We start from the raw sequence: 26661 nt of genomic DNA, 5'->3' as shown, positions 1-26661 counted from the left end.
GTGTTCTGCCGTCCGACCCCGGGCGATGGGTGCAGACCTTTACGGGTTTTTGCGTTACTTTACGCTTAACTAATCCCTTACAGATAACGCTACAATTTTCATCACAACACAGGTAAAATCGCGCGCCATTGCTGTGCTGAACCGGAAACCACCTTATGTCCACTACCAATACATTGCCGCCGCGCGTCGGATTTGTCTCGCTCGGCTGTCCAAAAAACCTTGTTGACTCAGAGCGCATCCTGACGGAACTGCGCACCGAGGGTTATGAGGTGGTACCACGCTATGACGATGCTGAAATCGTTATTGTTAACACCTGCGGATTTATCGACAGCGCCGTCCAGGAATCTCTGGAAGCGATCGGTGAAGCCCTGAACGAAAACGGTAAGGTCATCGTGACCGGCTGTCTGGGCGCCAAAGTCGACCAGATTCGTGAGGTGCATCCGAAGGTGCTGGAGATTACGGGTCCACACAGCTATGAACAGGTGCTGTCGCACGTGCATCGCTACGTGCCTAAGCCGCAGCACAACCCGTTCCTGAGCCTTGTGCCGGAACAGGGCGTGAAGCTGACGCCGCGCCATTACGCCTACCTGAAGATTTCTGAAGGCTGTAACCATCGCTGCACCTTCTGCATTATTCCTTCGATGCGTGGCGATCTCGACAGCCGTGCCATTGGTGAAGTACTGGATGAAGCGAAACGTCTGGTTGAAGCCGGTGTGAAAGAGTTGCTGGTGATTTCACAGGATACCTCAGCCTACGGCGTGGACGTGAAGCACCGGACGGGCTTCTGGAACGGTGCGCCGGTAAAAACCAGCATGGTCAGCCTGTGTGAGCAGTTAGCCAAACTCGGCGTCTGGGTCCGCCTGCATTATGTCTATCCGTATCCCCACGTTGATGACGTTATTCCGCTGATGGCTGAAGGCAAAATTCTGCCGTATCTCGATATTCCGTTACAGCATGCCAGCCCACGCATTCTTAAACTGATGAAACGTCCTGGCGCAGTAGAACGGACGCTGGAGCGCATTAAGCGCTGGCGTGAAATCTGCCCTGAGTTAACCCTGCGCTCAACCTTTATCGTTGGCTTCCCCGGAGAAACCGAAGAAGACTTCCAGATGCTGCTGGACTTCATTAAAGAAGCCCGTCTGGATCGCGTAGGCTGTTTCCAGTACAGCCCGGTCGAAGGCGCAACGGCGAACCAGTTGCCCGATCCGGTTGATGAAGCTGTTAAGCAAGAGCGTTACGACCGCTTTATGCAGTTGCAGCAGCAGATCTCTGCTGAACGCCTGCAGGAAAAAGTGGGACGCGAGATTATGGTCATCATTGATGAGGTCGATGAAGAAGGAGCGATTGGTCGTAGCATGGCTGATGCGCCGGAAATCGACGGCGCCGTTTACCTGAACGGCGAGAGCAACGTTAAGCCGGGTGATGTCCTGCGCGTGAAGGTGGAACACGCAGACGAATACGATTTGTGGGCCAGCCGCGCTTAACCGTACTTCTGCTGGTGCGCTTTTTTGCGCGCCAGGTAGTCATCATCAGCACGTAGCTTGTCCCAGTATGCTTTGAAAATGGCCGCCGCAGCGGCCTTTTCTTCGTCCCTGCCCCAAGGCAATTCCTTGCCCTGGGCATCGTATTTCCGTCCGCCCTTGTGGTTGCTGTAGCGACGCGCGCGGGTATAACCCATCTGGATAAATTTGCGTGCCATGTCCATGCCGACAAAATCATCCTGCTGGCGATAGGCTTCGAACAGCGCCATGATTTCTTCTGCCGAAGCTTTGGCAACCTCAACGGTACGAAAACGCCAGTGCGGTAAGATCTCGCCCTTATAAGGCTGGACCATGAGCACGCCCTGCTCTCCGCGCCCCACCTGGTAACGCTCAGGCTGCTTGCGAAAATCGATGGTGCTGAAGTCCTGGTCATAATCAAAAGGTTTCATGTCTTAAGTTTAGGATCAAGTGCGTCACGTAGCCCGTCGCCAAGCAAATTAAAGGCTAAAACCGTAAAAAAAATGGCCAGCGCCGGAAAAATCGCCACATGCGGCGCAATGACCATATCGGCCCGCGCTTCGTTGAGCATGGCACCCCACTCCGGCGTGGGCGGTTGCGCGCCCAGTCCCAAAAATGACAGGCTTGCCGCCGTGATAATCGAGGTACCGATGCGCATAGTGAAGTACACCACAATGGACGATACCGTCCCTGGCAACAGGTGGCGCAGGATAATCGTCCAGTCGGATGCCCCGATGCTGCGTGCAGACTCGATATAGGTTTGATGTTTCAGCACCAGCGTATTGCCGCGCACCAGACGGGCAAACGCCGGAATACTGAAGATCGCCACGGCGATAATCACGTTGCTGATACCGGTGCCCATAATGGCCACCACGGCAATGGCGAGCAGAATACCGGGAAAGGCAAACAGGACGTCACAAACGCGCATGGTTATCCTGTCCCACCAGCCTTCGTAGTAGCCCGCCAGCAGGCCCGCCAGGGTGCCGATAAACGCGCCTATTGCCACGGAGACAAAACCGGCAATCAGCGAAATTCGGGTGCCCACGAGTACGCGGCTGAAAATATCGCGGCCCAGTGAGTCCACGCCAAACCAGTGCATCAGGGAAGGCCCGTCATTCAGGCGGTCATAGTCAAAATAATTTTCAGCGTCGAACGGCGCAATGGCCGGTGCCGTGAATGCCAACACAATCAGCACCAGCACGAAGAGACCGGCCAGCAACGCCACGGGCTGATGGCGAAAGCGCCGCCAGAACTCGCGCCACGGTGTTCTCACCCGGTTGCCGTTTAACAGCGGCATACTTTTTAATGCCGCTTCCCGTCGCCAGTTTTTCATCAGGTGTCCTTAAAGCGAATCGCCGGGTTAATGACGGCATATAACATATCGACAAACAGGTTAATCAGGATAAACTCCAGCGAAAACAGCAGCACCTCCGCCTGAATGACCGGATAGTCACGCATCTGCACTGAATCCACCAGCAGACGCCCCAACCCCGGCCAGTTGAAAACCACCTCCACCACAATCGACCCGCCCAGCAGGAAACCAAACTGCAGGCCCATCATGGTCACTACCGGAATCATGGCATTCCGTAATCCGTGTTTAATCACCACGCCGGATTCACGCACCCCTTTCGCGCGCGCGGTGCGCATGTAATCTTCCTGCATCACCTCAACAAAAGAGGCCCGGGTAAAACGCGCCATGACGGCGGCGACGGCCGCCCCCAGGGTAACGGAAGGCAAAATGTAGTGCTGCCAGCTATCGGCTCCCCCCGTGGGTAGCCAGCCCAGCTGGACAGAAAACACCTGCATCAGCAGCATGCCAAGGGCAAACGCCGGAAAGGAAATGCCCGAAACCGCCAGCGTCATGCCCAGGCGGTCCGGCCAGCGATTGCGCCACACCGCAGAAACAATGCCAATCGCCATTCCCAGGATCACCGCCCATACCATACTAACTAAGGTCAGCCATAAGGTTGGCATAAAGCGGGTGGCGATTTCCTGTGAAACCGGCCGCCTCGACACCAGCGACTGGCCAAAATCCCCCTGTAGGGCATTGACGACAAAGTGCCAGAACTGCAGTGGCAACGGTTGATCCAGCCCCAACTCCTGGCGTACCAGCGCGACGACGGAGGCATCGGCTTCCTGGCCGGCAATCAGGCGTGCGGGATCCCCCGGCAGTAAGTGCACAAACATAAACACCAGCACCGCCACGATAAACAGCGTGGGAATCAGGCCCAGCAGTCGTTTCAGAAAATAGTTAAACATGTCAGATCCTACACAGCCGCCAGCCGTCGCGGCTGGCCTGCCCGCCCGCTTCAGCACACACGGCAAAAGCGGGCATTACACGGCCCGCTCAGGTTTGGCTGTGGGCCGTGCCCCCTCGCGTCAACCTGAACGGGTCCGCCGGGTTACTTCAGCTCGGCATCGTCAAAACTAAATGAGGTATCCGGCATCATATAAAAGCCACTCAGGTTTTTGCTGTGGGCTGAAACCAACTGCTCCACCACCAGTGGAATCCAGGGATGATCGTTCCAGATCGTATCCTGCGCATCTTTGTAGAGTTCGGCTTTTTGCTTGCTGTCGGTGGTTTTCAACGCATCGGCCAGATCCTTATCGACTTTCGGATTGCTGTAGAAGGCAGTATTAAAGATCGCTGGCGGCCAGGCGGTCGTGGCAAACAGCGGCGTTAATGCCCAGTCAGCTTCCCCGGTGGAGGCAGACCAGCCGGTATAAAACATGCGTACGCCGCTCTCTTTCTGACCTTTGCCCTCCACTTCCGCCGCGCGCTGTCCCGCATCCATGGCGGTAACCTTCACCTTAACGCCCACCTGTGCCAGCTGCTGCTGCACAAACTGCAGAACTTTCTGTGCCGTACTGTGGTTGTGAGAGGACCAGAGCGTGGTTTCAAACCCGTTCGGATAGCCGGCTTCTTTCAGCAACGCTTTTGCTTTGGCAGGATCATAGGGAATGGGCGGATAGGTTTGAGCGTACTCAATCGATGGCGGCACAATACCCGTAGCCGGTGTGGCATAACCGGCAAACGCGACTTTGACCAGGGCCTGACGATTAATCGCGTATTCCAGCGCCTCACGCACCTTGGGATTATCGAAAGGCTTTTGTGTCACGTTCAGGCTGATATAGCGCTGCATGATCGAGGGCGAGACCACCACGTCAAGCTTGCTGTTTTTCTCCAGCAGTTTGGCCTGCTCGTAGGGCACCGGGAAAGCAAAGTTCGCCTCGCCCGTTTGCAGCATGGCCGCACGGGTGTTGTTATCCACCACCGGACGCCACGTAATACTGTCGAGTTTTGGATAGCCCTTCTTCCAGTAGCCATCCCATTTTTTTACCTTAACGAAGTCGGTCTGGTTCCAGGTGACGAATTCAAACGGCCCGGTTCCCACCGGATGGAACCCAATCTCCTTACCATATTTTTTCAACGCAGCGGGCGAGATCATCGCGGCGGCCGGGTGCGCCAGAATATTGATAAAGGCCGAGAAAGGCTGTTTGAGCGTGATTTTCACCGTCACAGGATCGACGGCTTCCGTGCTGGCGATATATTTGAACAGGTTATAGCGTTTCAGATGATTATCGGGATTACTGGCACGGTCGAGGTTGGCCTTCACCGCCTCGGCATTAAAGTCGGTGCCATCCTGAAACTTCACGCCGGAGTGCAGTTTAATCGTATAGGTCAGACCATCCTCGCTCACCTGGTAGCTGTCCGCCAGGACGTTGATGCGCTTCATGTCTTTATCAAAGCCGAACAGCCCCTGATAGAACGACTTTGCGACCGCCTGCGACAGCGTATCGTTAGCGTCGTAGGGATCGAGGGTGGTGAAATTAGAGGCCACGGCAATGACTGCATCCTGTGCGGCCCAGGCGGGTAACGCCATTGCACTGCTGAGTACGCCCGCTGCCAGTAAGCCTTTTCGCATCGTTATCTGCATTGTCTTCTCCTTGTTATCCCTGTCTGATTTGTCGCCGTAGCGACGGCTTAGTTATTCAGGTCGCGCGCTTGCGTGACGTGCCACGAAATGGCCGGGCGCGACTTCCATCAGCGAAACCGTTTCGGGTTCGTCGCCCAGTGAACGAATTGGGCTGGGGATCTCATCGACCAATAAACTGCGCTCGCGCTGCCGCTGCGACGGATCGGCAATCGGCACGGCGGCCATAAGCTTTTTGGTGTAAGGATGCTGCGGGCGTTCAAACACCGCCTGACGCGGCCCCATCTCGACGATTTGTCCAAGATACATCACCGCAACACGATGGCTGATGCGCTCAACGACCGCCATGTCATGGGAAATAAACAAAAATGCGATGCCAAACTCGCGCTGTAAATCCAGCATCAGGTTAATAATCTGTGCCTGAATAGACACATCCAGCGCCGAAACCGACTCATCGGCAATCACCACTTTCGGGTTCAGCGCCAGCGCCCGCGCAATGCAAATACGCTGCCGCTGGCCGCCGGAGAACTCATGGGGATAGCGCCTTGCATGCTCCGGCAATAACCCGACCTTTTCCAGCAACCACGCGACGCGCTGCTCTGCTTCATGGCGCGGCATCACCTTGTGGACCAGCAGTGGCTCCATAACAGAGAAGCCGACGGTCAGGCGAGGGTCCAGCGACGCATAGGGATCCTGAAAAATAAACTGAATATCGCGCCGCAGATGGGCCAGGGCAGGACCGGAGAGATCGTTTATGCGCTGACCGTTAAAGGTGATACTGCCGCCCTGGCTGGCAACCAGCTTTAGCAGGGAGCGTCCAGTGGTGGATTTTCCGCATCCGGACTCCCCCACCAGCGCCAGCGTTTCACCTGCGTAGAGATCAAAACTGACATTCTCGACCGCATGTACCCGACTTTTCACCCGGTTAAATAACCCTGAGCGGATATCAAACCGCGTGACCAGATTGCGTACCTGTAAAATCGGTGGCCGATCGTGGCGTACGGTATTCTGTGGTACTGCCGGTTCGTCGCCGCTGCCAATCAGCGGGAACCTGGCGGGCAGCGGCTGGCCCCGCATGGCACCCAGCGCCGGTACGGCGGCCAGTAGGGCGCGCGTGTAAGCCTGGCAGGGCGCACTGAACAGCTGAGCCGTTTCGGCATTTTCCACCACTTCGCCACGGTACATCACCTGTACCCGGTCAGCCATTTCAGCCACCACGCCCATATCGTGAGTGATAAAAATCACCCCCATCCGCATCTCTTTTTGCAGTTCGCGAATCAGTTGCAGAATCTGCGCCTGAATCGTCACGTCAAGCGCGGTGGTGGGTTCATCTGCAATCAGCAGCGCAGGTTGACATGACAGCGCCATGGCAATCATTACGCGCTGACGCATGCCGCCCGAGAGCTGGTGGGGAAAGCGGCGCAGGATCTTTTGCGCATCGGGAATACGTACCCTGTCGAGCATGCGACGCGCTTCTGCCAGCGCCCCGGCGTGGGATTGGCCCTGATGAAGACGAATGGATTCGGCAATCTGCTCGCCAACCGAGAACACCGGATTAAGCGACGTCATGGGTTCCTGGAAGATCATCGCCATATCGGCCCCGCGCACCTGCCGCATCTGACCGCGCGGCATGCGCATCAGATCCCGTACCTCGCCGTTACGACCGCGCAACAGGATCTCGCCGCTGACGTCTCCGCCGGCCTGCTCAATCAGGCGCATCAACGCCAGCGAGGTCACTGACTTGCCCGAACCAGACTCGCCCACCAGGGCCAGGGTTTTACCCCGGTAGACGTCAAGGGAAAGATGGCGTACAGCCTGGGTGACTACGCCATCGTTTTCAAAACGCACGTTGAGATCGCGTACGGCCAGCACCTGCTCGTCGGTCAATACTGTTGTGCCAGACAGGCTGTTGTGGAGGGCCTCACGATTAGCTTTCACGGTAAATTGCCACCTCTGCGGCCTCATCTGTGCGGGCATAAGCCCGGTACATGCCTTCGCTGTTGAAAGGCAGCGCGACGTTGCCCTCACGATCAACCGCAATCAGCCCGCCGCTGCCGCCTAACTCCAGCACGCTGTCGTGAATAACATTTACGCTGGCCTGTTGTAACGTGCGTCCACCGTAGCGCATCTGCGCCGCCACATCGTAAGCGGCCAGCGTGCGGATAAACACTTCTCCGGTACCGGTACAGGACACCGCAACGCTGTCGTTGCTGGCATAGCAACCCGCACCGGGTAAGGGCGAGTCGCCAATGCGGCCAACCTGTTTATTGGTCATCCCGCCGGTAGAGGTGGCGGCGGCGAGATTGCCGTCGTTGTCCAGCGCAACCGCCCCCACCGTGCCGAACTTACGGTCCGGATCAAGGGGATCGCCGCCCTGGGCCGCACCATCATGGTCCAACAGCGCGGTATCGCTGCCGAGCGCGCGCTGCAGTTGCTCCCAACGTTCAGGCGTAGAAAAGAAATCAGGTTCAACCTGCTCAAGGCCTTGTGCCCGGGCAAACGCTTCAGCGCCCTCGCCCGCCAACAACACGTGCGGGCTGTTTTCCAACAGCGCGCGGGCCGCCAGCACCGGATTGCGTATACGCGATACGCCCGCCACTGCGCCGGCCTGTAACGTCCGGCCATCCATGATGCAGGCATCCAGTTCATGGGTGCCCTGCCGCGTAAACACCGCGCCTTTACCTGCATTGAATAACGGGCACTCCTCAAGCCTGCGCACCGCCTCAGTCACCGTATCCAGCGCAGAAGCCCCCTGAGCCAGCATGCTCTGCCCGTGCGTCACAATGTCGTAAAGCGCCTGTCGGTATGCCTGCTCTTTTTCTGCGCTCATGGCGGCACGGGTAATTGCCCCCGCACCGCCATGAATGGCGATCGCTGCTTTAGCCATACTGCGTTACCCTGTGGTTGCATCAGAAGGAAAAACACTGATTTTGAATGGTTTTAACTCGGTTTGGACCATTTTTGAATATAGAAAGCCCGCTATAGGTTGTAAAGCGGAAACTGACAATGCGCTAATAACCTTTCGTTGTGCCTTATGCCGATGTGACTCTGAAGGGAAAAGTCACCATAATAGACAGCCCTTGCAACAGACAAGCTGAGAATAGAATGGAAAGCTTTACTGCCGGACTGATTTCCCTTGAGGACGCGCAACAAAAGATGCTGGCGTCGCTAACGCCCATCACAGACTCGCTTGAGCTGAGCCTGCCAGACGCGGCCGGGCGCATTACTGCCTGCGCGGTCACGTCACCGATCGATGTTCCCCCTTTCAACAACTCGGCGATGGATGGTTACGCCGTCAGGCTGGCTGATATTGAGAGTAACCAGCCTCTGCGGGTTGCAGGTAAAGCCTTTGCCGGGGCCCCGTTTAGCGGTGAATGGCCGGCGGGTAGCGTGATCAGAATAATGACGGGCGCCCCTGTACCTGCCGGTTGTGACGCGGTCGTTATGCAGGAGGAAACCCGTCTGCAGGATGAGAAGGTGATTATCACCGCCCCGGTCAACGCCGGACAAAATATCCGGCTGACGGGTGACGATATTCGGGCTGGCCATCAGGTGCTGGCGGCGGGCGTGCGTCTGGGTGCTGCCGAACTGCCCTTACTGGCCTCGCTGGGGATCGCGACCGTGCGGGTGCTGCGTAAACTGCGCGTCGCGATTTTTTCCACCGGCGACGAACTTCAGCCTGTGGGACAGCCGTTAGCGGCGGGGCAAATCTATGACACCAACCGTTTTGCGATTTCGCTGATGCTGCACAAGCTGGGATGCGAGGTTATCGATCTGGGCATTATCAAAGACGATCCTGCTGCACTGCGTGCGGCCTTTACCGAAGCCGATCGCCAGGCTGATGTGGTCATCAGTACCGGCGGCGTTTCGGTGGGCGAAGCCGATTTCACCAAAACGATGCTGGAAGAACTCGGCGTGATTCGCTTCTGGAAGCTGGCGATGAAACCCGGTAAACCTTTTGCTTTTGGTCGTCTGGCGAACAGCTGGTTCTGCGGCTTACCCGGAAATCCGGTTTCTGCCGTAGTGACCTTCTATCAACTGGTGCAGCCGCTGCTGTCCACCCTGACGGGACAAACGGCTGCCGCGCTGCCGCCCCGCCAGCGCGTACGCACGGCAACCGCGTTGAAAAAATCGCCTGGCCGGCTGGATTTCCAGCGTGGCGTTCTGCGGCAAAACAGCCAGGGTGAACCAGAGGTTGTCAGCACCGGCGCGCAGGGATCCCATGTCTACAGCTCTTTTTCTCAGGCCAACTGCTTTATTGTGCTGGAACGCGATCGCGGCCCTGTTGAAGCAGGTGAATGGGTGGATGTCGAACCCTTTAATACGCTGCTGGAGGGGTAAATGCTGCCCGAACTGAGCCACGAAGAGATGCTGCGCTACAACCGACAGATTGTATTGCGTGGTTTTGACTTTGACGGTCAGGAACGATTAAAAGCCAGTCATGTGCTGATTGTCGGGCTGGGCGGTTTAGGCTGTGCGGCCTCGCCCTATCTGGCGGCAGCGGGCGTAGGCAATCTTACGCTAGTGGACTTTGATACGGTCTCACTTTCTAATCTGCAGCGACAGATTTTGCATTACGATGCCGATATTGGCCGCGCCAAGGTGGAATCCGCCCGGGAAACGCTGGCCGCCATTAATCCTCACTGCCAGTTACAGGCTGTGCAGGGTCAACTGGACGATGAGGCGCTCAACGCCCTGATTGCCCGGCAGCAGGTGGTGGTGGACTGCACGGACAATGTGGCGGTGCGCGAGCAAATTAACCGGTTATGCTACCAGTTGAAAGTGCCGCTGGTCTCAGGCGCGGCGATTCGTATGGAAGGCCAGCTCAGCGTATTTGACTGGCAACCCGATACGCCCTGTTATCGCTGCATCAGCCGGCTGTTTGGCGCCCAGGTTCTGAGCTGTGTGGAGGCCGGCGTAATGGCGCCGCTGGTGGGCGTGGTGGGTGCGATGCAGGCGATGGAAACCCTGAAGCTGCTGACGCACTTCGGCTCACCGGCGCGCTCACGTTTGCTGATGTACGATGCGCTGAGCGCGGAGTTTCGTACCCTGAAGGTCGCGCAGGATCCCCATTGTGAAGTCTGCGGACATCATGACTGAGCCGTTAATGGATAGGGTTCATGCGTAAAGCGGAGGGGGCTGCAGGTCAGGTAACGAAAGGATTTTAAGCCGGATCGTCGCAGGCAATCCACCCTGACGCACAGACCCAAACGATAACGGGGTAGCCATCGCTACCCCGTTCTTGTTAGACGATGCCCTGGCTGCGCAGGTAATCTTCGTAATTACCGGTGAAGTCCACAATGCGATCGGCTTTGATTTCCATCACTCGCGTCGCCAGTGAACTGACGAACTCACGGTCATGAGATACAAAAATCAGCGTACCTTCATACATTTCCAGCGCCATGTTTAATGACTCAATGGATTCCATATCAAGGTGGTTTGTCGGCTCATCCATAATCAGGATGTTGGGCTTTTCCATCATCAGCTTGCCAAACAGCATCCGACCTTTTTCCCCACCCGACAGCACCTTAGCCGGTTTTTTAATATCGTCCTGTGAAAACAGGAGGCGGCCAAGAATCCCACGCACGGCCTGTTCATCATCGCCCTGCTGTTTCCACTGGCTCATCCAGTCGAATACCGTCAGGTCGTTAGCAAAATCGTCTGCATGATCCTGGGCATAATAACCAATCTTCGCGTTTTCAGACCATTTAACGCTGCCGCTTTCCGGCGTCAGTTCACCGACAAGCGTTTTTAACAGCGTGGATTTACCAATACCGTTAGCGCCGAGGATCGCCAGCTTTTCGCCCACTTCCAGCAACAGATTTAAATTTTTAAACAGCGGACCGTTATCAAACCCTTTCGTCAACGCTTCGACTTCCAGTGCATTACGGAACAGTTTCTTATCCTGTTCGAATCGAATATATGGGTTCTGACGACTGGAGGCTTTTACCTCTTCCAGCTTTATTTTGTCCATCTGTTTCGCACGCGATGTCGCCTGACGTGATTTAGAGGCATTAGCACTAAAACGGCTGACAAAGGATTGCAGATCGGCAATTTGTGCTTTTTTCTTGGCGTTATCCGATAACAGTCGCTCACGCGCCTGGGTGGCAGCGGTCATATATTCATCATAATTACCAGAATAAACACGCAGTTCGCCGTAGTCCAAATCAGCCATGTGGGTACAGACCATATTGAGGAAGTGACGGTCGTGCGAAATGATAATCATGGTGCTGTCGCGTTCGTTGAGGACCTGCTCCAGCCAGCGAATAGTATCGATATCCAGGTTGTTAGTCGGTTCGTCCAGCAGCAAAATATCCGGGTTGGAAAACAATGCCTGAGCCAGGAGAACACGTAATTTAAAACCCGGGGCAATTTCGCTCATTGGGCCATAATGCTGCTCTACCGGAATACCGACGCCCAGTAATAATTCACCGGCGCGCGGTTCAGCGCTGTAGCCATCCATTTCACCATACAGCACTTCAAGGTCGGCCACTTTGTAGCCTTCCTCTTCTGTCATTTCAGGTAAGGAATAAATACGGTCACGTTCCTGCTTCACTTCCCATAATTCATGGTGCCCCATGATGACCGTATCTAACACGCTATATTCTTCGAAGGCGAACTGATCCTGACGTAATTTACCAATACGTTCATTAGGATCGTAAGAGACATTGCCGCCTGATGGCACCAAATCGCCACCCAAAATCTTCATGAAGGTGGATTTTCCGCTGCCGTTCGCACCGATTAAACCGTAACGATTACCGCCGCCAAATTTTACGGAGATATTTTCGAACAGTGGCTTGCTGCCAAACTGCATGGTGATATTGCTGCTAACTAACACGGCGTTGACCTTAGTGAAGAGAGTGGATGGAAAAACGGCGGCTATTATGCCAGATGTGACGTAGCGCACGCCAGTCTCCGGCAAGGATTGCCTTAGTGTCCCTTGAAAACGCGCAACTTTTAATTATCGTCCTGCACGGTTTCCTGCAGCTGGCGCGCAGGTCGCATCGGGTTGCCACGCATGCCACAGACGTTGCCGTCACGCACGACGAGATTAATTAACGTGTGGAGATCGTAAACAGGGAAACGGCACGCAGGGTTTTTTAAATAAAAAAAGCCGGGAACATAAATGCACCCGGCTACCGCTTACAAGGATTGTGTCGATTAATCGATCAGGAAACTGTCCAGGCTTTTACCTTCATCCAGCGCTTTTTTAATAGCTGCTGGGGTGCGGCCCTGGCCGGTCCATGATTTTTTCTCGCCGTTTTCGTCGGTGTAAGAATATTTAGCCGGACGCGGCGCACGCTTAGTGCGTTTTTTACCCTGCTCCAGGGCACCTAATAATTCATTAGGATCGATGCCGTCAGCCAGCAACATTTCGCGATATTTAGATAACTTCTCTTCTTTTTCACGATTCTGCTGCTCTTCAGCGTGAGCTTCTTCACGGCGTTCAGTCACAACGACGGTCAATTTCTCAAGAATCTCTTCCAGATCGCTCAGTGGCAGTTCACGAGCCTGGGCACGTAATGTGCGAATGTTGTTTAGAACTTTAAATGCGTCACTCATCACAATATCCTTGATTAAGGGGGTTTAATTAAACTGTAGCGACAAGACTACCTAATTCAAATAAAAAAATAAATTAATTTATTACTACAGATAATTCCGAGTGTTTTTTTAAATGGCCGTGAAGTATTCAGAATCCTTATGTGGAGAGATTATTAACCACGAATTAACACTAAACGCCTGCTATCCTTGCACAATGTAAACGATTTCATTGATTACGCACGCTGCATGAATCCACCCCAAAACTTTATAACGTTCCGGTCGATTATTTTATCGTCTTTAAAGAATTTGCATTAAATTCGCTGCCTTCCCGTCTGTTTTTCTCACCACGACCGCTCTGCCGCTCACAAAATTAACCTGCATATAACGGCAAAGTTATCCGGTTACCCGGGACAATATCGGGATGCTTTTTTATCATTCCGGCGTTTGTATCGCGCGTTCCTGCGTTTCTCTGACGTAAAAAAATACGCGCGCGTTTACAGACCCGGTGAGTGCTACTTCGGCGAGGACGTGATTCCTTCTCTTAACGTCGGGCGTAAAAGATAAATAGCGGAGCGTCGTTGGGCGGCGAGTTCGACAGAGTAACATGAGGCGTTTGATGATTTTTATTTGACGATAAAACGCATAAATAATAAATCATGGGTATCAGTAGAGCGGATTGTCAGGCCGCGCCCTTTTAACAGGGGGCACGGCCTGAACGCTTAGTTCACCTGCGTGGCGGGACCAAATACATCGTACTGCGGCAACTGCACGTTCTGGTAGGTCTCCCAGCCGCCCCCTAAGGCTTTATACAGGGCGACGAGATCCAGCCCGCTTTGCATGCGCGCCTGGGTCGCCTGTTCCCGGGCCTGCGCCAGCTGGCGCTGTGCATCCAGCACCTCGAGGAAAGTGGATAATCCCTGACGATAACTGTCACTGGCCAGATCGAAGGTACGCTGCAGCGCGCCAGTCGTTTCATCCAGTGCCGTTACCCGTTGCTGATCGGCACGGTAACTGACCAGGGCATTTTCCACATCCTGCAGGGCAGTCAGCACCGTCTGACGGTAGTTCAGTGCCGCGCTGGCCTGTTGCGCCCGCGCCAGCCTGACGCTGGAAACCAGCCTTCCCCCCTGGAAGATGGGAATAGATAACGACGGTCCCACGCTGTAGAAATGACTGCTCCAGTTATCAAGATAGCTGACGTCAGTGTTACGCACGCCCAACTGACCGGTCAGCGACAGGCTGGGGAACAGCTGCGCAACAGACACGCCAATCTCGGCGGTCTGTGCATGCAGTGTGGCTTCTGCCTGACGAATATCCGGACGACGTCGCGCCAGTGTGGAAGGAATGCCCACAGAAACAAACGCAGGCAGTGCAGGCAGTGCTTTCGGCTCGCTTAACTCGGCATCCAGCGCGCCCGGCGTTTTGCCCAACAGCACGGCCAGCCCGTTCATCGCCTGGCGCGTTTGTGCCTGATACTGCGGCAACTGCGCCTGCAGACTGCTTAACTGCGCGCGGGCATTTTCGACATTCGTGACTGGCGCTAAGCCGTTGCGCTGTTGGCTTTCCGTCAGTTGCCAGGTCTGATCCGCCACCGCAATCTGTTGTTGTAATGTTTTTACCGTTGCCTGCGCGCCACGCAGCTGTAACCACGCGCGCACCACTTCGGCCTCAAGCGACACCAGCGCGTCGTTGCGCTGCTCAATCGCCGCCTGCTGTTGGGCATTCGCTGACTCGATCTGGCGGCGCACCTTGCCCCATAGATCCAGTTCCCAACTGGCATCGAAACTGCCCTGATACAGCGTGACGGGCTGTGTCAGGCCGTTCAGCTGGCTGGCGACATTACTGTCGAGCTGGTCGGCACCGTTGGCTTTCAGTAGCCCTTCCAGGCCAAGCTGCTGACGGGTAACTTTGGCTGAACCGTTAAGGCTGGGAAACAACCCGCCCTGCGCCTGTGATAACTGCTCGCGCGCCCCGGCAATGCGCAATACAGCCTGTTGTAATGAGAGGTTACCTTCGATGGCGCGCGCAATCAGGCTATCGAGCTGAGGATCCCCGAAATTGCGCCACCAGCGCGAATCCACCGCTGACGTTTGCGGCCTTGAGGTTTCCTGTGAATCCAGCGCGTGATAGCTGCCCGGGAGCTGGGGCTTTGGCGCCTGGTAGTCCGGGCCAACGCTGCAGCCCGTCAGGGCGAACAACAGCATCAGGTTGAGTGGATTCAGGCGATGCGTAGTCATAACTTTCATGTCAGTGTGCTCCTGCACTGCCTTCGCTCTTGACAGGCGACAGCAGCCAACAAAATGGAATCAAAATCAGGGCAACGATACTCAAGCCTGAAAAGACGTCGATATAAGCCAGAATGCGGGACTGGACAATCATCTCTTTGTAGAGCTGACCCGTTGCCAACGTAACGGGATCGCCCACCGCAGAAGTGAAGTCGCGAATCGCCTGTGCCCAGTGCTGAACGGTGATGTTGAACTGTTCGTTCAGCGGCGTCATGTTGTGCACCATATGGGCCGAACGCGCCTGCTCCCGTTCAGTAATCGCCGCAGTGGACAACGAGATACCAATCGAACCCGCTACGTTACGGAACATGGTGAACAGGGCTGAGGCGTCCGCATTCAGGCGCTGGGGAATCGTAATAAAGGCAATGGTAGTCAACGGCACGAACAGGAAGCCCAGGCCAATTGACTGCGCACTGCGCATCATGACCAGCGTAGTGAAATCGACATTAGGCGTTAAGGACGCTGAATAGAAGAAGGCCAGCGCCAGGCAGCTAAAACCAAAGGCAATAATGTAGCGGGTCTGCACCACCGGCATCAGTTTCAAGACCAGCGGAATGGTCAAGACAATCAACACCGCGCCGGGAGACAGCACCAGTCCCGACCAGGTCGCCGTGTAGCCGAGATCCTGCTGCGCCAGCTGGGGCAGAACCACCGAGCTGCCGTAAAGTATCATCGCCATGCCGGCCATTAATAAACCGGCGACCCAGAAATTGCGATCTTTCATGACCAGAATGTCAACGACCGGTTTACGGGCATACATCAGCCAGTAAATGGCCCCCACGATCCCGACCAGCGCCAGCACGGCAAACAGGACGATAAAGTGCGAGGCGAACCAGTCTTCATCCTCGCCACGATCCAGCATGACCTGCAAACATCCCAGGCCGAGCGTAATCAGGCTGATGCCGATATAGTCGATCTTGAGTTTGCCCTTGGCCCATTTACGCTCCCACGGCGGATCTTCCAGCAAGGGTAAAATGGCCATGATGGTCAGCACGCCGACCGGGATATTAATAAAGAATACCCAGCGCCAGCTGTAATTATCGGTGATCCAGCCACCCAGCGTCGGGCCAATAACCGGCGCAACGATAATCGCGATGGAAGAAAGGCCAAACGCTTTGCCCCGATCTTCGGGTTTGAAGTAGTCGAGCAGCACCGACTGTTGTACCGGCTGCAGCCCGCCGCCAAAAAAGCCCTGCAGGACGCGAAACAGAATAATTTGCCAGAGTTCCGTGGCAATACCGCACAGGAAGGAGCAGATGGTAAACATCACAATGCAGATTAAAAAAAACTGTTTGCGGCCAAACAGACGGCTGAAAAAGGCAGAGATGGGCAGCACGATACCGTTCGCTACCAGATACGACGTCAATACCCAGGTTGATTCATCGTAACTGGAAGAGAGTGAACCCGCAATGTGCGGCAGGGCCACGTTAACGATGGTGGTATCCAGGATTTCCATAAATACCGCCAGCGTGACCGTAATGGCCACTAGCCAGGGGTTACTGGCGGGTTTCCAGCTCTGCGATTCGCTCATTCCACGGTTACCTTGGGTTCAACCGATAATCCCAGTGGCAGCGGTCGGTTTGGATCCAGCCCTTTATCAATCACGATTTTCACCGGAACACGCTGGACAATTTTCACGTAGTTACCCGTGGCATTCTCAGACGGGAAGGTGGAGAAACGCGATCCTGTGCCCATCTGAATACTGTCGACATGCCCTTCCAGCTTCATGTCTGGCCAGGCGTCTACGCTGATTGCCACTTTGTCACCGGGATTCATTCGCTCAAGCTGAGACTCTTTAAAGTTTGCGGTGATCCAGATGTCCGGAGAAACCAGCGAGAACAGAGCACTTCCCGCCTGGACCAGCGTGCCCATCTGGACATTGCGCTTCGTGACAAAGCCATCGTAAGGCGCACGAACCTGAGTGTAAGAGAGATTCAGCTCAGCCACGTTGAGCTGCGCTTTGGCCTGCTCAACCTGCTCCTGACGCGCTTCAACATTGGTTTCCTGCTGACGAATTTGCAGGGCAACCTGCGAGGCCACTTCCACCTGAGCTTTGGCACTTTGCAGCTGTGCCTGCGCAGAACGGAGCTGTGCAGATGCCGAGTCGATGTTTCGCTGGCTGGTGGCACGCGGATCGACGCCACGCTGGCGCCGGTAGTCCGCCTGGGCGTTCATGTAGTTGGCTTCGGCTTTCGCCTGGTCGGCCAGCGCCTGATCGCGCTGGGCCGGATACTGAACACGAGAGAGCGCTAACTGCGCCTGTGCCTGATGCAGCTGTGCCGTGGCCAGACCCAACTGGGCTTTAGCCTGAGCACGCTGGGCCTCATTGTCACTCGGATCGATTTCAACCAGCAGATCGCCCTTCCTGACGCGTTGGTTATCGTTAACCAGCAGTTTAACAACATAGCCGGACGCTTTTGCGGCAATGGTGACCGCATTGCCTTCGGTAAAGGCGTCGTCAGTGGTTTCTTCGTTACGGGTCGTAAACCAGAAGAAAAAGGCCACGATTAGCATGACCACCACGACAACGGCCAGGATGATTAACGGTTTTTTGCCGGGGCGTTTGCGCGGCTTTTCGTCGTCATGATCCTGATTGTCATGTGGCTGGCTGTTTTTATCTGGCGCGTTTTCTGCGTCTTCCTGATGTGAATCGCGGTTGTTGTTCTCGCTCATAGTGTCCGTCGCTGGCTAAGGCCCTCTGTCCTGGGCGTAGAAAGTCCACTAAACATTAGATCGAAAACTGACAAAATCCAGTACAACTTTACGTAACTTGAGAAAGGCAGCACATCCTGCACCGCGGCAGGATGTGTCTGAGTCAGGCGACCAGTTTCAGCAACAGCCACCCCGTGAGCATTGACCAGGCGAGTAAGGGCACGGAGAAGAGATGAAAACGCCACCAGATGGCGCGATCTTTGGCCATTCGTAGCGCAATAAGGTTAGCGAGCGAACCGGGAAGCAAACCAAAGCCACCAATATTGACCGCCCAGGCAAGCACTTCTGTCGGCTGCACTTTTTGCAGTAGCAGGATGGTGGCCGGCACATTACTGATGACCTGGGACAGACCGATGGCCAGCAGATAAAGCTCGCCTTTGCCCAGATGCGTAATGGCATCGAAATGCGCCTGAACGACCGGTAAACGCGTCAGCAAGAAGACATCCAGGAACATCACGATGAAGACCACCAGCAGGCTCCAGTCGATATTGAGCAAGACCTGACGCGCCATAATCAGGAAACACACCATAATCAGCAACAGGGCCCAACCGGTCACATGCCATTCCAGCGCGGCAATAAAAAGCAGATACAGCACGACACTGACGGCAAAAAGGGGTTTCTGCCAGCTGTGCTCTTCGCTGGTCTCGTGCTTGTCAATCGTGCGTTTGGCAAAGCTGAACCAGGTCACCACCATCAGGCTCAACAGCAGCCAGGCGGCCAGCGGCGTCATTTGCAAGATAAAACCGCCCACGCTCAAAGAGCCGTGGCTCCAGAGCAAAATATTTTGTGGATTGCCCACCGGGGTGAGTAGCGAACCGGCATTGACCGCCAGCGCTTCAAAGATAATCAGGCGCGAGATAGGTAAATGCGAAAATTTGCGTAACGTCAGCGTCAGCGGCACCAAAATAAACAGCGCCACATCGTTGGTTAAGAAGGTCGACAGCAGCGCCGCCGCCAGCACCATAAAGAGTGCCAGCGTGCGTTCGTGTTTGAAGCGCGCAATTAACCTGGCCCCGAGAACATCAAAATACCCGCTGGTTTCTAACCCTTTTGTGAGGATAAGTAATCCACTCAGGGTAATGATGGTATGCCAGTCCACCGCGGCGGGAAGATCCGGCCAGCGATAGTCAGCAAGAAACAGCAGAACAACCCCAACAACGACTAACAAGTGCAATATATGGTCATGCAAAAATGAGCGAAGCACGATGGGCATGATGTCCGGCGCCTTACCTGAGGGTTAATTGTTTTCGTAAAATTTCTGGAATACAGCCAGGGTTTCATCACTCACGTGATGTTCAATGCCTTCTGAATCGCGCCGTGCCGTCTCCGGACTGATGCCAAGCGCTAACAGAAAGGTTTCAACAATATGATGGCGGGCGCGGCTCTCTTCAGCCAGCTTTTCGCCTTCACGTGTCAAAAAGACACCACGATAAGGGACCTGCTCTACCAGCCCGGCGGTACCTAATCGCTTTAACATTTTTGCGACGGTGGGTTGCGAAACCCCCAGGCGCGCCGCCATATCGACCTGACGTGCTTCACCAAATTCACCAATTAAATCAGAGATTAGCTCAACATAATCATCAATCAGCTCACGGCGATGCGCCTCGCGCACCTGCCGAAACCCTTCGACATGCTCTTCAATATCTTTTAGTGGTCCTTGCGGGGCAGAAACCACGCTTTTGGCACGACGACTCATTCAGCTTCCTCTTTATTTTTTTCCACACCAGCCCTGCCGTATGGATTTAGCTGCGCTCATTGTAAACCAGGCGCAAATAAGCTCAAATTTTTCGTCGTTAGCCTTGGCTAAACGATATAGCCAATGCTATATTTGTTGATAATGTAAACAGAGTGGTGCATTAAAGCACGATTAGGCCAGTCTGCTTACCGTTGCGTTAAATTAATTGGGAGGTGATGTTATGAGCACCCTGAAAAGCTGCATCGACTGCGGCAAATGCTTTCAGGCAGAAAAATCTACATCAGGTATGAAATCCTGGTGGTGCCTGCTGACGCGTTCCCCTTTTACGCTGCGCCTGATGTTGATCAACAAACTCCTGGGTCACGAACCTGAAGAACGCCACTGCCAGAAACTGATCTGGCGCGGCTAATCGTTGATACCGCCTTCTGGCTGCAAGCCTGAAGGTGCCATCTTCAGGCTGCACGGCCTTCTTTTTCGCTGTCTGGCTGTGCCATTCGCGCACGTTTTGCCTTTTGCTGTCGCCCGTTTGCACGTCCAGCGCTTCTTACTTTTGCATCACCCTGTCTGTGGCAATCCCACGTTTATTTTGCAACCCACGACCACGTGGCTGTCTCCGGCATCGCCTGGCGGATCGCTTTTCTCATTGTGCAGCCGTCGTTTTCAGCACGAGCAAGCCGGTAAGCTCAGAGGGAGACAGGCTGCGGCGCCGCATCCGGCAGGGAGTCAGGGTAATGGACGATATTGGGAAGGCGTGAAGGCCAGGCTGACGCTCTCTGGCGGGCTGTTTTTTTGTCACCAATAAAAACGGCCCTTAACAGGGCCGTTTTTTTAAACTCGACTAAGATCACTTAGAAGCTGTAACCTACGCCAGCAATCCAGGTGCCAACGTCAACGCTACGGATGCGGCTCTGCTCATAGCCCACGTCCAGTGCAACGTTTTCCATTGGGTTGAACTGCATACCTGCGCCGTAAGAGAAACCGTAATCGCTGGTATCAGTTTTGCCGCGTGAAACAGTGTCGTTCTGCTGGTATTTACCGTAGCCAACACCGACTACACCATAGATGCTTGCCCAGTCATTCAGACGGAATGCTGGACCACCGGTGATGCCGTAGTACTGGCCTTTATTGTAAATGCCATCTTCGGTACGATCTTTCTCGGTGTAGGTGAATGAGCCGATCCAACCCAGTGGGTTAGAACCGTCTTCATAACGATATTTCAGGTTGAAGCCGTTTGCTTTGTTAGCAACGCCCTGGTAGTCGCTCTGTGCGTAGCCACCGGTTACAGTGCTTTGTGCCATGGCGGAACCTGTCGCTACTGCTAACACACAGGCTAATGCTGAAAGACATGCAATTTTTTTCATAACCACCTCAAATGTGAAAGTACTTCTCTCCTGACAACGCTAAAAATATAACAAAAATTAGCGAGAAACTCTGCCCGCATTTTGTTGTCTAACACATAGTTTGGTGTAACAGGAAGTTAATGAAGTTTCGTATGTCATTCTTTTTTCTTATAAAATACGTCATATGATTGCAACAAACCTGCTTAATAAATTTTCATGCTTTAAGTTAATTCCTAAAAAATCCTGACATTAATTTACTTTTGCAGCCGCAAATGTGCCTAAAATCCAGGCAAACAGACAAAATTAAAATCGGTTTACGTCCTCTTTTTGACCGCCACTTCCATTACACTGGTCATCTTTAGCTCATGTTTGGGAAGTGCCTACAGGATGTCAGCCACCTCATTAAAGTCCATTACACCCGTTTTTATTCCCGTTATTGTTCTGCTTGTCTCAATGTTGTCACTTCAGGGCGGTGCCTCGCTGGCGAAAACCCTGTTTCCCACCGTGGGCGCAACCGGCATTACTGCGCTGCGTCTGGGATTTGGCACCCTGATCCTGTGCATTATTTTCAAACCCTGGCGACTGCGTTTTAGCCGGGAACAACGTACGCCACTGCTGATTTATGGTTTGTCACTGGGCGCGATGAACTTCTTGTTCTACCTCTCCATCCGTACCGTGCCCTTAGGCATTGCGGTGGGCCTGGAGTTTGTCGGTCCACTGACGCTGGCGCTGCTCGGTTCGCGCCGCGCGCTGGACTTTGTCTGGGTCCTGCTTGCCGTGGCAGGGCTGTGGTTCCTGCTGCCGTTTAGCACCGGCATTGCCTCGGTGGATCCGGTCGGCGCGCTGTTCGCGCTGGGTGCCGGCGCCTGTTGGGCGATATATATCTTATCGGGCCAGCGCGCAGGGGCAGAACATGGTGCTGCGACCGTGGCCATCGGATCGCTTATTGCCTCGCTGGTTTTTGTTCCCGTGGGTCTGACGTTTGCCGCCAGTGGCATCTGGCAGTGGAGCGTGGTTCCCGTCGCGATTCTGGTGGCGTTTCTTTCTACAGCACTGCCCTACTCGCTGGAAATGGTGGCATTAACGCGCTTGCCGGCGCGCATCTTTGGCACATTGATGAGCCTTGAGCCTGCAGTGGCAGCTCTGTCGGGGATGATGTATCTGCATGAAAGCCTTTCGGGTAAGCAATGTCTGGCGTTGCTGGCCATCATTCTGGCTTCCGCAGGCGCCACCCTGACGATGCGTCCAAGAAAGAGTCAGTTAAATGAAGTTGAATTGACCGACAACGCAAAAAAATAATCCGCTTTAGCCTGTTGAAAAACAGGCTAAATAACAATAAAAATCATCTTGATAATTATTTCATTAGAAATGTCATTGAAAATTAATATTTTGAAACACACAGAATACCTTTCCAAAAGGTACACCTAACCAACTGATTTTTATTACCTTTGAAGCGCTGTTAAATTTAACATATTATTAACTCTTTTGGTATTTACGTCGTTAGAGCTAAGGCAGATGCTATTTCAGCCATTGATAAGGCCAATCCTGCAAATCCCGGAATCGCTGCTATACTAAGTTTCGTACTTGATTAGGACAACCATTGAATGAGAGGACTGAAACAATGAGTACCGCTAAACTGGTTAAAACAAAATCTTCTGATCTACTTTACACCCGTAATGATGTGGCAGATGACGAAAAGAGAGCCACCATTGAGGTGCTCAACCGCCTGGTAGTGGAGTTCATTGATCTGTCGTTGATCACCAAGCAAGCCCACTGGAACATGCGTGGTGCAAACTTCATCGGCGTGCATGAGATGCTGGATGGCTTCCGCACCGCGATTACCGATCACCAGGATACTATCGCAGAACGTGTTGTGCAGTTGGGCGGTGTGGCACTGGGTACCACCCAAGTTGTGAACGACAAGACTCCGCTGAAAAGCTATCCGTTAAATATTCACAGCGTACAAGATCATCTGAAAGCGCTGGCCGATCGTTACGGCATTGTCGCTAACGATACGCGTAAAGCGATTTCGGAAGTTAAAGACGAAGATACTGCAGATATTTTCACTGCCGCCTCGCGTGACCTTGATAAATTCCTGTGGTTTATCGAATCCAATATCGAATAATGCCAGACACTGAGGTGTCAACAGGCGGGGAAACCCGCCTTTTTTACGTCTGTGTAATTATAATTTTATGACTTTGTTAACAGTTCTTACTTCCTGCCCTTCCTGTTTTTCCCGTCTGATGCACACTACCTCTGCACCACCGCAGCACACCGCACCAACACAGAGCACCAAAACAGTGCACACCGTTTGACCTGTGCAGAATCGTGTCAGCGATTGTGTCACAGGCGGTGAATTCTGCGGTTTTTGCAAAGTTGGCATAATTTTTTCATATGATAGCCCGCAAACGATAGCTCGCAAACCTGGCTTTGAGCCCGGTCGTAAAAAGGAAAAATAATGAAATCGCTGTTTAACGTCTCTGTGGCCGCCCTGGCGCTGGCCTTCTCTCTCTCCGCTACCGCAGCCGAAAAGAAACTGATTGTCGCCACTGATACCGCCTTTGTCCCGTTTGAATTTAAACAGGGTGATAAGTACGTTGGGTTTGATGTGGATTTGTGGGACGCCATCGCCAAAGAATTAAAACTGGATTACACCCTGAAGCCAATGGATTTCAGTGGCATCATCCCTGCACTGCAAACGCGCAACGTTGACCTGGCCTTAGCCGGTATCACCATTACGGATGAACGTAAAAAAGCGATCGAATTTTCTGATGGCTATTACAAAAGTGGTCTGCTGGTGATGGTGCGTAATAACGAAAACGACATCAAAAGCATCAATGACCTTAACGGCAAAGTGGTCGCGGTGAAGAGCGGAACCGGCTCGGTGGATTACGCCAAGAGCCACATTAAAACCAAAGATCTGCGTCAGTTCCCTAACATCGACAACGCCTATATGGAACTGGGCACCAACCGTGCTGACGCCGTGCTGCACGATACGCCAAACATCCTCTACTTTATTAATACTGCGGGCAAAGGCCGCTTCAAGGCAGTCGGTGATTCCATTGAAGCACAACAGTACGGTATTGCCTTCCCGAAAGGCAGTGACGACCTGCGTGAAAAAGTGAATGGCGCCCTGAAAACGCTTAAAGAGAACGGTACGTATAACCAGCTCTACAAAAAATGGTTCGGCACCGATCCTAAATAATAACTGAAACGGTTTTACTTTTTTCAGCAGGGAAGATTTCCCTGCTTTTTTCCATCGCAACAACTGGAGTTTCACCATGGAGTTTGACTGGAGCGTCATTTGGCCAGCCATGCCCGCGCTGCTCGAAGGCGCAAAAATGACCTTAATTATTTCCATTATCGGCCTGGTGGGCGGTTTGATCATCGGGCTGGTCGCGGGTTTTGCGCGCGCTTACGGCGGCTGGATAAGCAATCATATTGCCCTGGTTTTTATTGAAATCATTCGTGGCACGCCTATCGTTGTGCAGGTCATGTTTATCTATTTCGCCCTGCCAATGGCTTTCCCGGATTTACGTATCGATCCTTTCACCGCTGCCGTGGTGACCATCATGATCAACTCGGGCGCTTATATTGCGGAAATCACGCGCGGCGCCGTGCTGTCAATTAATAAAGGTTTTCGCGAAGCCGGCCTGGCGCTGGGCCTGTCGAGCCGTGAAACCCTGCGCTATGTGATTATGCCGTTAGCGCTGCGCCGTATGCTCCCTCCGCTTGGTAACCAGTGGATCGTCAGTATCAAAGATACCTCTCTGTTTATCGTGATTGGCGTGGCCGAACTGACGCGTCAGGGCCAGGAAATTATTGCCGGTAACTTTCGCGCGCTGGAAATCTGGAGTGCGGTAGCGATTATCTATCTTGTGATTACGTTGGTGTTGAGCTTTGTGCTGCGCCGCATTGAGAAAAGGGTGAAAATCCTGTGATTGAATTTAAAGACGTCTCAAAGCATTTTGGCAAAACCCAGGTGCTACACAATATCGACCTGAAAATTAAGCAGGGAGAAGTGGTGGTAATTATTGGCCCATCCGGCTCCGGTAAATCCACACTGCTGCGCTGTATTAACAAGCTGGAAGAGATCACCAGCGGTGAGCTGATTGTCGATGGATTGAAAGTTAACGATCCGAAAGTCGACGATCGCCTGATTCGTCAGGAAGCGGGCATGGTGTTCCAGCAGTTTCACCTTTTCCCGCAGATGAGCGCCCTGGATAACGTGGCTTTTGGTCCGATTCGGGTACGGGGTGCCAGCAAAGAAGAGGCTCGTCAACTGGCGCAAAGCCTGCTGGCTAAAGTGGGCCTGGCCGAACGCGCCGGTCACTTTCCCTCTGAGCTGTCCGGCGGCCAGCAGCAGCGTGTCGCAATTGCCCGCGCGCTGGCGGTTAAGCCCAAGATGATGCTTTTCGATGAGCCGACCTCTGCGCTGGACCCGGAGCTTCGTCATGAAGTCTTGAAGGTGATGCAGGATCTGGCTGAAGAAGGCATGACGATGGTCATCGTCACCCATGAAGTCGGCTTTGCACAGAAAGTCGCATCGCGGCTGATCTTTATTGATAAAGGTCGCATTGCTGAAGACGGCGATCCTGATACGCTGATCAGCCATCCGCCAAGTGAACGTCTGCGCGAATTTTTACAGCACGTTTCCTGAGTGATTAACACAGCAGCCCATAACGGGCTGCTGTCTCATCGTGACAGACGCTGTGCGCGTTGGGCGGCGGACATAAAGCTCCACGCCAGAAAACGGCTCTGCTTCTGCCCCTGCGCCATATTGACGACCCGGACCACCGCGGTATCCAGTGCCTGTAACTGTTTTTCCAGCGCAGGCAAATGCTCTTTTCGCGATACCAGTGAGGTAAACCACACCACCTGACTTGCCAGGCCAGCGCTTTCCGCAATCATTTTCCCCACAAACGCTTTTTCACCGCCTTCGCACCAGAGCTCATTATGCTGACCGCCAAAGTTGAGCGGCGCCGACTGCTGTAAGCCCAGATTTCGTGATTTACGCTGTGAACCCGCCGCCGCCTCTGCAGCCGACGCATGAAATGGCGGATTGCAGATGACCGCATGGAAAAACGCACCTTTATTCACAACGCCGTTCAGCACCGCCTGAGGATTTTTTTGCCGACGTAAGCGGATCAGACGCGACATACCGGCGTTGGCGGCGACAATTTTACCTGCGGCTTTCAGGGCAGCGTCGTCGATTTCGGTTCCGGTGAAACGCCAGCCGTATTCTGCGGCTCCAATCAGGGGATAAATGCAGTTTGCCCCGCAGCCAATATCCAGCACGTCGGCCGAGGGAACCCTGCCCTGATTATCCAGCGCCAGGAGATCCGCCAGATAATGCAGGTAGTCGGCGCGCCCCGGCACGGGCGGACACAGCGATCCCGGCGCCAGCTGCCAGTCGAGTCCGTAGAAGAGTTTAAGCAGCGCCTGGTTAAGCAGCATCACGGCCTCGGGATCGGCAAAATCAACCGACATGACGCCATAACCATTGGGCCGGACCTTTGCTGCCAGCGGTGGATGCGCCGCCGTGAGGGCAGCAAAATCATATTCACCCTGATGGCGGTTTCGGGCGTGGAAGAGCGACGGGCTGGCAGACTTTTTCATACTTTCTCTCATGTTTTCAGGCGCGCGTACAAT

Annotated in this window: 25 protein-coding genes; 10 read left to right on the top strand and 15 right to left on the bottom strand. The window is 54.0% G+C overall.

Annotated elements, in window-relative coordinates; all coding sequences use genetic code 11:
- The first annotated feature begins 155 nt into the window (after nucleotides 1–155).
- Nucleotides 156–1484 carry a 30S ribosomal protein S12 methylthiotransferase RimO gene (rimO, locus tag EL29_RS04060; protein WP_013025189.1) on the top strand — a complete coding sequence of 443 codons (1329 nt, stop codon included), beginning with the start codon at nucleotides 156–158 and terminating at the stop codon, nucleotides 1482–1484.
- Here rimO and EL29_RS04055 read toward each other — a convergent pair.
- The 6 genes from EL29_RS04055 to EL29_RS04030 form a co-directional block, all read right to left on the bottom strand.
- Nucleotides 1481–1930: a DUF4385 domain-containing protein gene (locus EL29_RS04055; RefSeq protein WP_014593286.1), complete on the bottom strand. Its 450-nt coding sequence runs from the start codon at nucleotides 1928–1930 to the stop codon at nucleotides 1481–1483. The genes rimO and EL29_RS04055 overlap by 4 nt on opposite strands.
- Complete coding sequence (gene gsiD / locus EL29_RS04050; protein WP_013025187.1) at nucleotides 1927–2832, bottom strand: glutathione ABC transporter permease GsiD; 906 nt, start codon at nucleotides 2830–2832, stop codon at nucleotides 1927–1929. Before gsiD ends, EL29_RS04055 begins: the two co-directional genes overlap by 4 nt.
- The gene (gsiC, locus tag EL29_RS04045) at nucleotides 2832–3758 is read right to left on the bottom strand and encodes a glutathione ABC transporter permease GsiC (RefSeq protein WP_029571406.1); all 927 of its coding nucleotides are present in this window, start codon (nucleotides 3756–3758) and stop codon (nucleotides 2832–2834) included. The genes gsiD and gsiC overlap by 1 nt, the downstream gene beginning before the upstream one ends.
- 143 nt (nucleotides 3759–3901) lie before the next feature.
- Nucleotides 3902–5437, bottom strand: a complete 1536-nt coding sequence (gene gsiB, locus EL29_RS04040) for a glutathione ABC transporter substrate-binding protein GsiB (protein ID WP_013025185.1) — start codon at nucleotides 5435–5437, stop codon at nucleotides 3902–3904.
- Nucleotides 5438–5488: 51 nt separating this feature from the next.
- Nucleotides 5489–7411 carry a dipeptide ABC transporter ATP-binding protein gene (locus tag EL29_RS04035; protein ID WP_235193297.1) on the bottom strand — a complete coding sequence of 641 codons (1923 nt, stop codon included), beginning with the start codon at nucleotides 7409–7411 and terminating at the stop codon, nucleotides 5489–5491.
- Entirely contained in the window at nucleotides 7362–8321 is a 960-nt protein-coding gene (locus tag EL29_RS04030; protein WP_013025183.1) for an isoaspartyl peptidase/L-asparaginase family protein, read from the bottom strand. The genes EL29_RS04035 and EL29_RS04030 overlap by 50 nt, the downstream gene beginning before the upstream one ends.
- A 218-nt stretch (nucleotides 8322–8539) precedes the next feature.
- Here EL29_RS04030 and moeA point away from each other — a divergent pair, with 218 nt between their 5' ends.
- Together moeA and moeB are read left to right on the top strand one after the other, a co-directional pair.
- Nucleotides 8540–9775, top strand: coding sequence for a molybdopterin molybdotransferase MoeA (moeA, locus tag EL29_RS04025; protein ID WP_014593281.1), 1236 nt, complete (start codon nucleotides 8540–8542; stop codon nucleotides 9773–9775).
- Nucleotides 9776–10534 (top strand): molybdopterin-synthase adenylyltransferase MoeB, encoded by a 759-nt coding sequence (gene moeB, locus EL29_RS04020; RefSeq protein WP_013025181.1) that lies wholly within the window; start codon nucleotides 9776–9778, stop codon nucleotides 10532–10534.
- Between the two features lie 145 nt (nucleotides 10535–10679).
- On the opposite strand, the gene EL29_RS04015 is transcribed toward moeB, so the two are convergent.
- Nucleotides 10680–12272, bottom strand: a complete 1593-nt coding sequence (locus EL29_RS04015; RefSeq protein ID WP_014606233.1) for an ABC-F family ATPase — start codon at nucleotides 12270–12272, stop codon at nucleotides 10680–10682.
- A 95-nt stretch (nucleotides 12273–12367) separates the two neighbouring features.
- On the opposite strand from EL29_RS04015, the gene EL29_RS23275 reads away from it, so the two are divergent.
- On the top strand, nucleotides 12368–12493 hold the full coding sequence (locus EL29_RS23275; RefSeq protein WP_015700682.1) for a hypothetical protein: 126 nt from the start codon (nucleotides 12368–12370) through the stop codon (nucleotides 12491–12493).
- Nucleotides 12494–12595: 102 nt separating this feature from the next.
- Here EL29_RS23275 and EL29_RS04010 read toward each other — a convergent pair whose 3' ends face one another.
- From EL29_RS04010 to mntR, 6 genes are all read right to left on the bottom strand, one after another.
- On the bottom strand, nucleotides 12596–12997 hold the full coding sequence (locus EL29_RS04010; protein WP_014606234.1) for an H-NS family histone-like protein: 402 nt from the start codon (nucleotides 12995–12997) through the stop codon (nucleotides 12596–12598).
- Between the two features lie 698 nt (nucleotides 12998–13695).
- Nucleotides 13696–15222, bottom strand: coding sequence for an efflux transporter outer membrane subunit (locus EL29_RS04005; RefSeq protein WP_014593279.1), 1527 nt, complete (start codon nucleotides 15220–15222; stop codon nucleotides 13696–13698).
- 1 nt (nucleotide 15223) lies between these two features.
- On the bottom strand, nucleotides 15224–16792 hold the full coding sequence (locus EL29_RS04000; RefSeq protein ID WP_014606236.1) for a DHA2 family efflux MFS transporter permease subunit: 1569 nt from the start codon (nucleotides 16790–16792) through the stop codon (nucleotides 15224–15226).
- Complete coding sequence (locus EL29_RS03995; RefSeq protein WP_015700686.1) at nucleotides 16789–17934, bottom strand: HlyD family secretion protein; 1146 nt, start codon at nucleotides 17932–17934, stop codon at nucleotides 16789–16791. The genes EL29_RS04000 and EL29_RS03995 overlap by 4 nt, the downstream gene beginning before the upstream one ends.
- 142 nt (nucleotides 17935–18076) lie before the next feature.
- Entirely contained in the window at nucleotides 18077–19186 is a 1110-nt protein-coding gene (locus EL29_RS03990) for an SLC13 family permease (protein ID WP_014593277.1), read from the bottom strand.
- A 24-nt stretch (nucleotides 19187–19210) separates the two neighbouring features.
- Nucleotides 19211–19669, bottom strand: coding sequence for a manganese-binding transcriptional regulator MntR (mntR, locus tag EL29_RS03985; protein ID WP_013025174.1), 459 nt, complete (start codon nucleotides 19667–19669; stop codon nucleotides 19211–19213).
- Between the two features lie 220 nt (nucleotides 19670–19889).
- On the opposite strand from mntR, the gene EL29_RS03980 reads away from it, so the two are divergent.
- Nucleotides 19890–20078 (top strand): hypothetical protein, encoded by a 189-nt coding sequence (locus EL29_RS03980; protein WP_014606238.1) that lies wholly within the window; start codon nucleotides 19890–19892, stop codon nucleotides 20076–20078.
- Between the two features lie 439 nt (nucleotides 20079–20517).
- Here EL29_RS03980 and ompX read toward each other — a convergent pair whose 3' ends face one another.
- Nucleotides 20518–21030, bottom strand: coding sequence for an outer membrane protein OmpX (ompX, locus tag EL29_RS03975; RefSeq protein ID WP_028714971.1), 513 nt, complete (start codon nucleotides 21028–21030; stop codon nucleotides 20518–20520).
- A gap of 366 nt (nucleotides 21031–21396) precedes the next feature.
- On the opposite strand from ompX, the gene rhtA reads away from it, so the two are divergent.
- From rhtA to glnQ, 5 genes are all read left to right on the top strand, one after another.
- Nucleotides 21397–22308, top strand: a complete 912-nt coding sequence (gene rhtA, locus EL29_RS03970; RefSeq protein WP_014606240.1) for a threonine/homoserine exporter RhtA — start codon at nucleotides 21397–21399, stop codon at nucleotides 22306–22308.
- Nucleotides 22309–22630: 322 nt separating this feature from the next.
- Nucleotides 22631–23134: a DNA starvation/stationary phase protection protein Dps gene (gene dps / locus EL29_RS03965; RefSeq protein ID WP_014593274.1), complete on the top strand. Its 504-nt coding sequence runs from the start codon at nucleotides 22631–22633 to the stop codon at nucleotides 23132–23134.
- Nucleotides 23135–23467: 333 nt separating this feature from the next.
- Nucleotides 23468–24214, top strand: a complete 747-nt coding sequence (glnH, locus tag EL29_RS03960; protein ID WP_014593273.1) for a glutamine ABC transporter substrate-binding protein GlnH — start codon at nucleotides 23468–23470, stop codon at nucleotides 24212–24214.
- A 76-nt stretch (nucleotides 24215–24290) separates the two neighbouring features.
- Nucleotides 24291–24950: a glutamine ABC transporter permease GlnP gene (glnP, locus tag EL29_RS03955; protein WP_014593272.1), complete on the top strand. Its 660-nt coding sequence runs from the start codon at nucleotides 24291–24293 to the stop codon at nucleotides 24948–24950.
- Entirely contained in the window at nucleotides 24947–25669 is a 723-nt protein-coding gene (gene glnQ, locus EL29_RS03950; RefSeq protein WP_014606242.1) for a glutamine ABC transporter ATP-binding protein GlnQ, read from the top strand. Before glnP ends, glnQ begins: the two co-directional genes overlap by 4 nt.
- A gap of 35 nt (nucleotides 25670–25704) precedes the next feature.
- Here the strand turns inward: glnQ and rlmF are convergent, their stop codons facing one another.
- Nucleotides 25705–26628 (bottom strand): 23S rRNA (adenine(1618)-N(6))-methyltransferase RlmF, encoded by a 924-nt coding sequence (gene rlmF, locus EL29_RS03945; protein ID WP_028714970.1) that lies wholly within the window; start codon nucleotides 26626–26628, stop codon nucleotides 25705–25707.
- Nucleotides 26629–26661 lie beyond the last annotated feature (33 nt).

This window comes from Pantoea ananatis LMG 2665, assembly GCF_000710035.2.
GTDB lineage: Bacteria > Pseudomonadota > Gammaproteobacteria > Enterobacterales > Enterobacteriaceae > Pantoea > Pantoea ananatis.
This window is presented reverse-complemented; position numbering and strand designations above follow the sequence as displayed.

Bases quoted from the DNA above. Each gene is read 5' to 3' on its own strand.
- EL29_RS04005 (WP_014593279.1), bottom strand. From the start codon at position 15,222: ATGAAAGTTATGACTACGCATCGCCTGAATCCACTCAACCTGATGCTG.
- rhtA (WP_014606240.1), top strand. From the start codon at position 21,397: ATGTCAGCCACCTCATTAAAGTCCATTACACCCGTTTTTATTCCCGTT.
- EL29_RS04010 (WP_014606234.1), bottom strand. From the start codon at position 12,997: ATGAGTGACGCATTTAAAGTTCTAAACAACATTCGCACATTACGTGCC.
- EL29_RS03990 (WP_014593277.1), bottom strand. From the start codon at position 19,186: ATGCCCATCGTGCTTCGCTCATTTTTGCATGACCATATATTGCACTTG.
- EL29_RS03980 (WP_014606238.1), top strand. From the start codon at position 19,890: ATGAGCACCCTGAAAAGCTGCATCGACTGCGGCAAATGCTTTCAGGCA.
- gsiD (WP_013025187.1), bottom strand. From the start codon at position 2,832: ATGAAAAACTGGCGACGGGAAGCGGCATTAAAAAGTATGCCGCTGTTA.
- rimO (WP_013025189.1), top strand. From the start codon at position 156: ATGTCCACTACCAATACATTGCCGCCGCGCGTCGGATTTGTCTCGCTC.
- EL29_RS04030 (WP_013025183.1), bottom strand. From the start codon at position 8,321: ATGGCTAAAGCAGCGATCGCCATTCATGGCGGTGCGGGGGCAATTACC.
- EL29_RS03995 (WP_015700686.1), bottom strand. From the start codon at position 17,934: ATGAGCGAGAACAACAACCGCGATTCACATCAGGAAGACGCAGAAAAC.
- EL29_RS04055 (WP_014593286.1), bottom strand. From the start codon at position 1,930: ATGAAACCTTTTGATTATGACCAGGACTTCAGCACCATCGATTTTCGC.
- EL29_RS04035 (WP_235193297.1), bottom strand. From the start codon at position 7,411: ATGCCCGCACAGATGAGGCCGCAGAGGTGGCAATTTACCGTGAAAGCT.
- rlmF (WP_028714970.1), bottom strand. From the start codon at position 26,628: ATGAAAAAGTCTGCCAGCCCGTCGCTCTTCCACGCCCGAAACCGCCAT.
- mntR (WP_013025174.1), bottom strand. From the start codon at position 19,669: ATGAGTCGTCGTGCCAAAAGCGTGGTTTCTGCCCCGCAAGGACCACTA.
- glnH (WP_014593273.1), top strand. From the start codon at position 23,468: ATGAAATCGCTGTTTAACGTCTCTGTGGCCGCCCTGGCGCTGGCCTTC.
- moeB (WP_013025181.1), top strand. From the start codon at position 9,776: ATGCTGCCCGAACTGAGCCACGAAGAGATGCTGCGCTACAACCGACAG.
- dps (WP_014593274.1), top strand. From the start codon at position 22,631: ATGAGTACCGCTAAACTGGTTAAAACAAAATCTTCTGATCTACTTTAC.
- ompX (WP_028714971.1), bottom strand. From the start codon at position 21,030: ATGAAAAAAATTGCATGTCTTTCAGCATTAGCCTGTGTGTTAGCAGTA.
- gsiC (WP_029571406.1), bottom strand. From the start codon at position 3,758: ATGTTTAACTATTTTCTGAAACGACTGCTGGGCCTGATTCCCACGCTG.
- glnP (WP_014593272.1), top strand. From the start codon at position 24,291: ATGGAGTTTGACTGGAGCGTCATTTGGCCAGCCATGCCCGCGCTGCTC.
- moeA (WP_014593281.1), top strand. From the start codon at position 8,540: ATGGAAAGCTTTACTGCCGGACTGATTTCCCTTGAGGACGCGCAACAA.
- gsiB (WP_013025185.1), bottom strand. From the start codon at position 5,437: ATGCAGATAACGATGCGAAAAGGCTTACTGGCAGCGGGCGTACTCAGC.
- EL29_RS04000 (WP_014606236.1), bottom strand. From the start codon at position 16,792: ATGAGCGAATCGCAGAGCTGGAAACCCGCCAGTAACCCCTGGCTAGTG.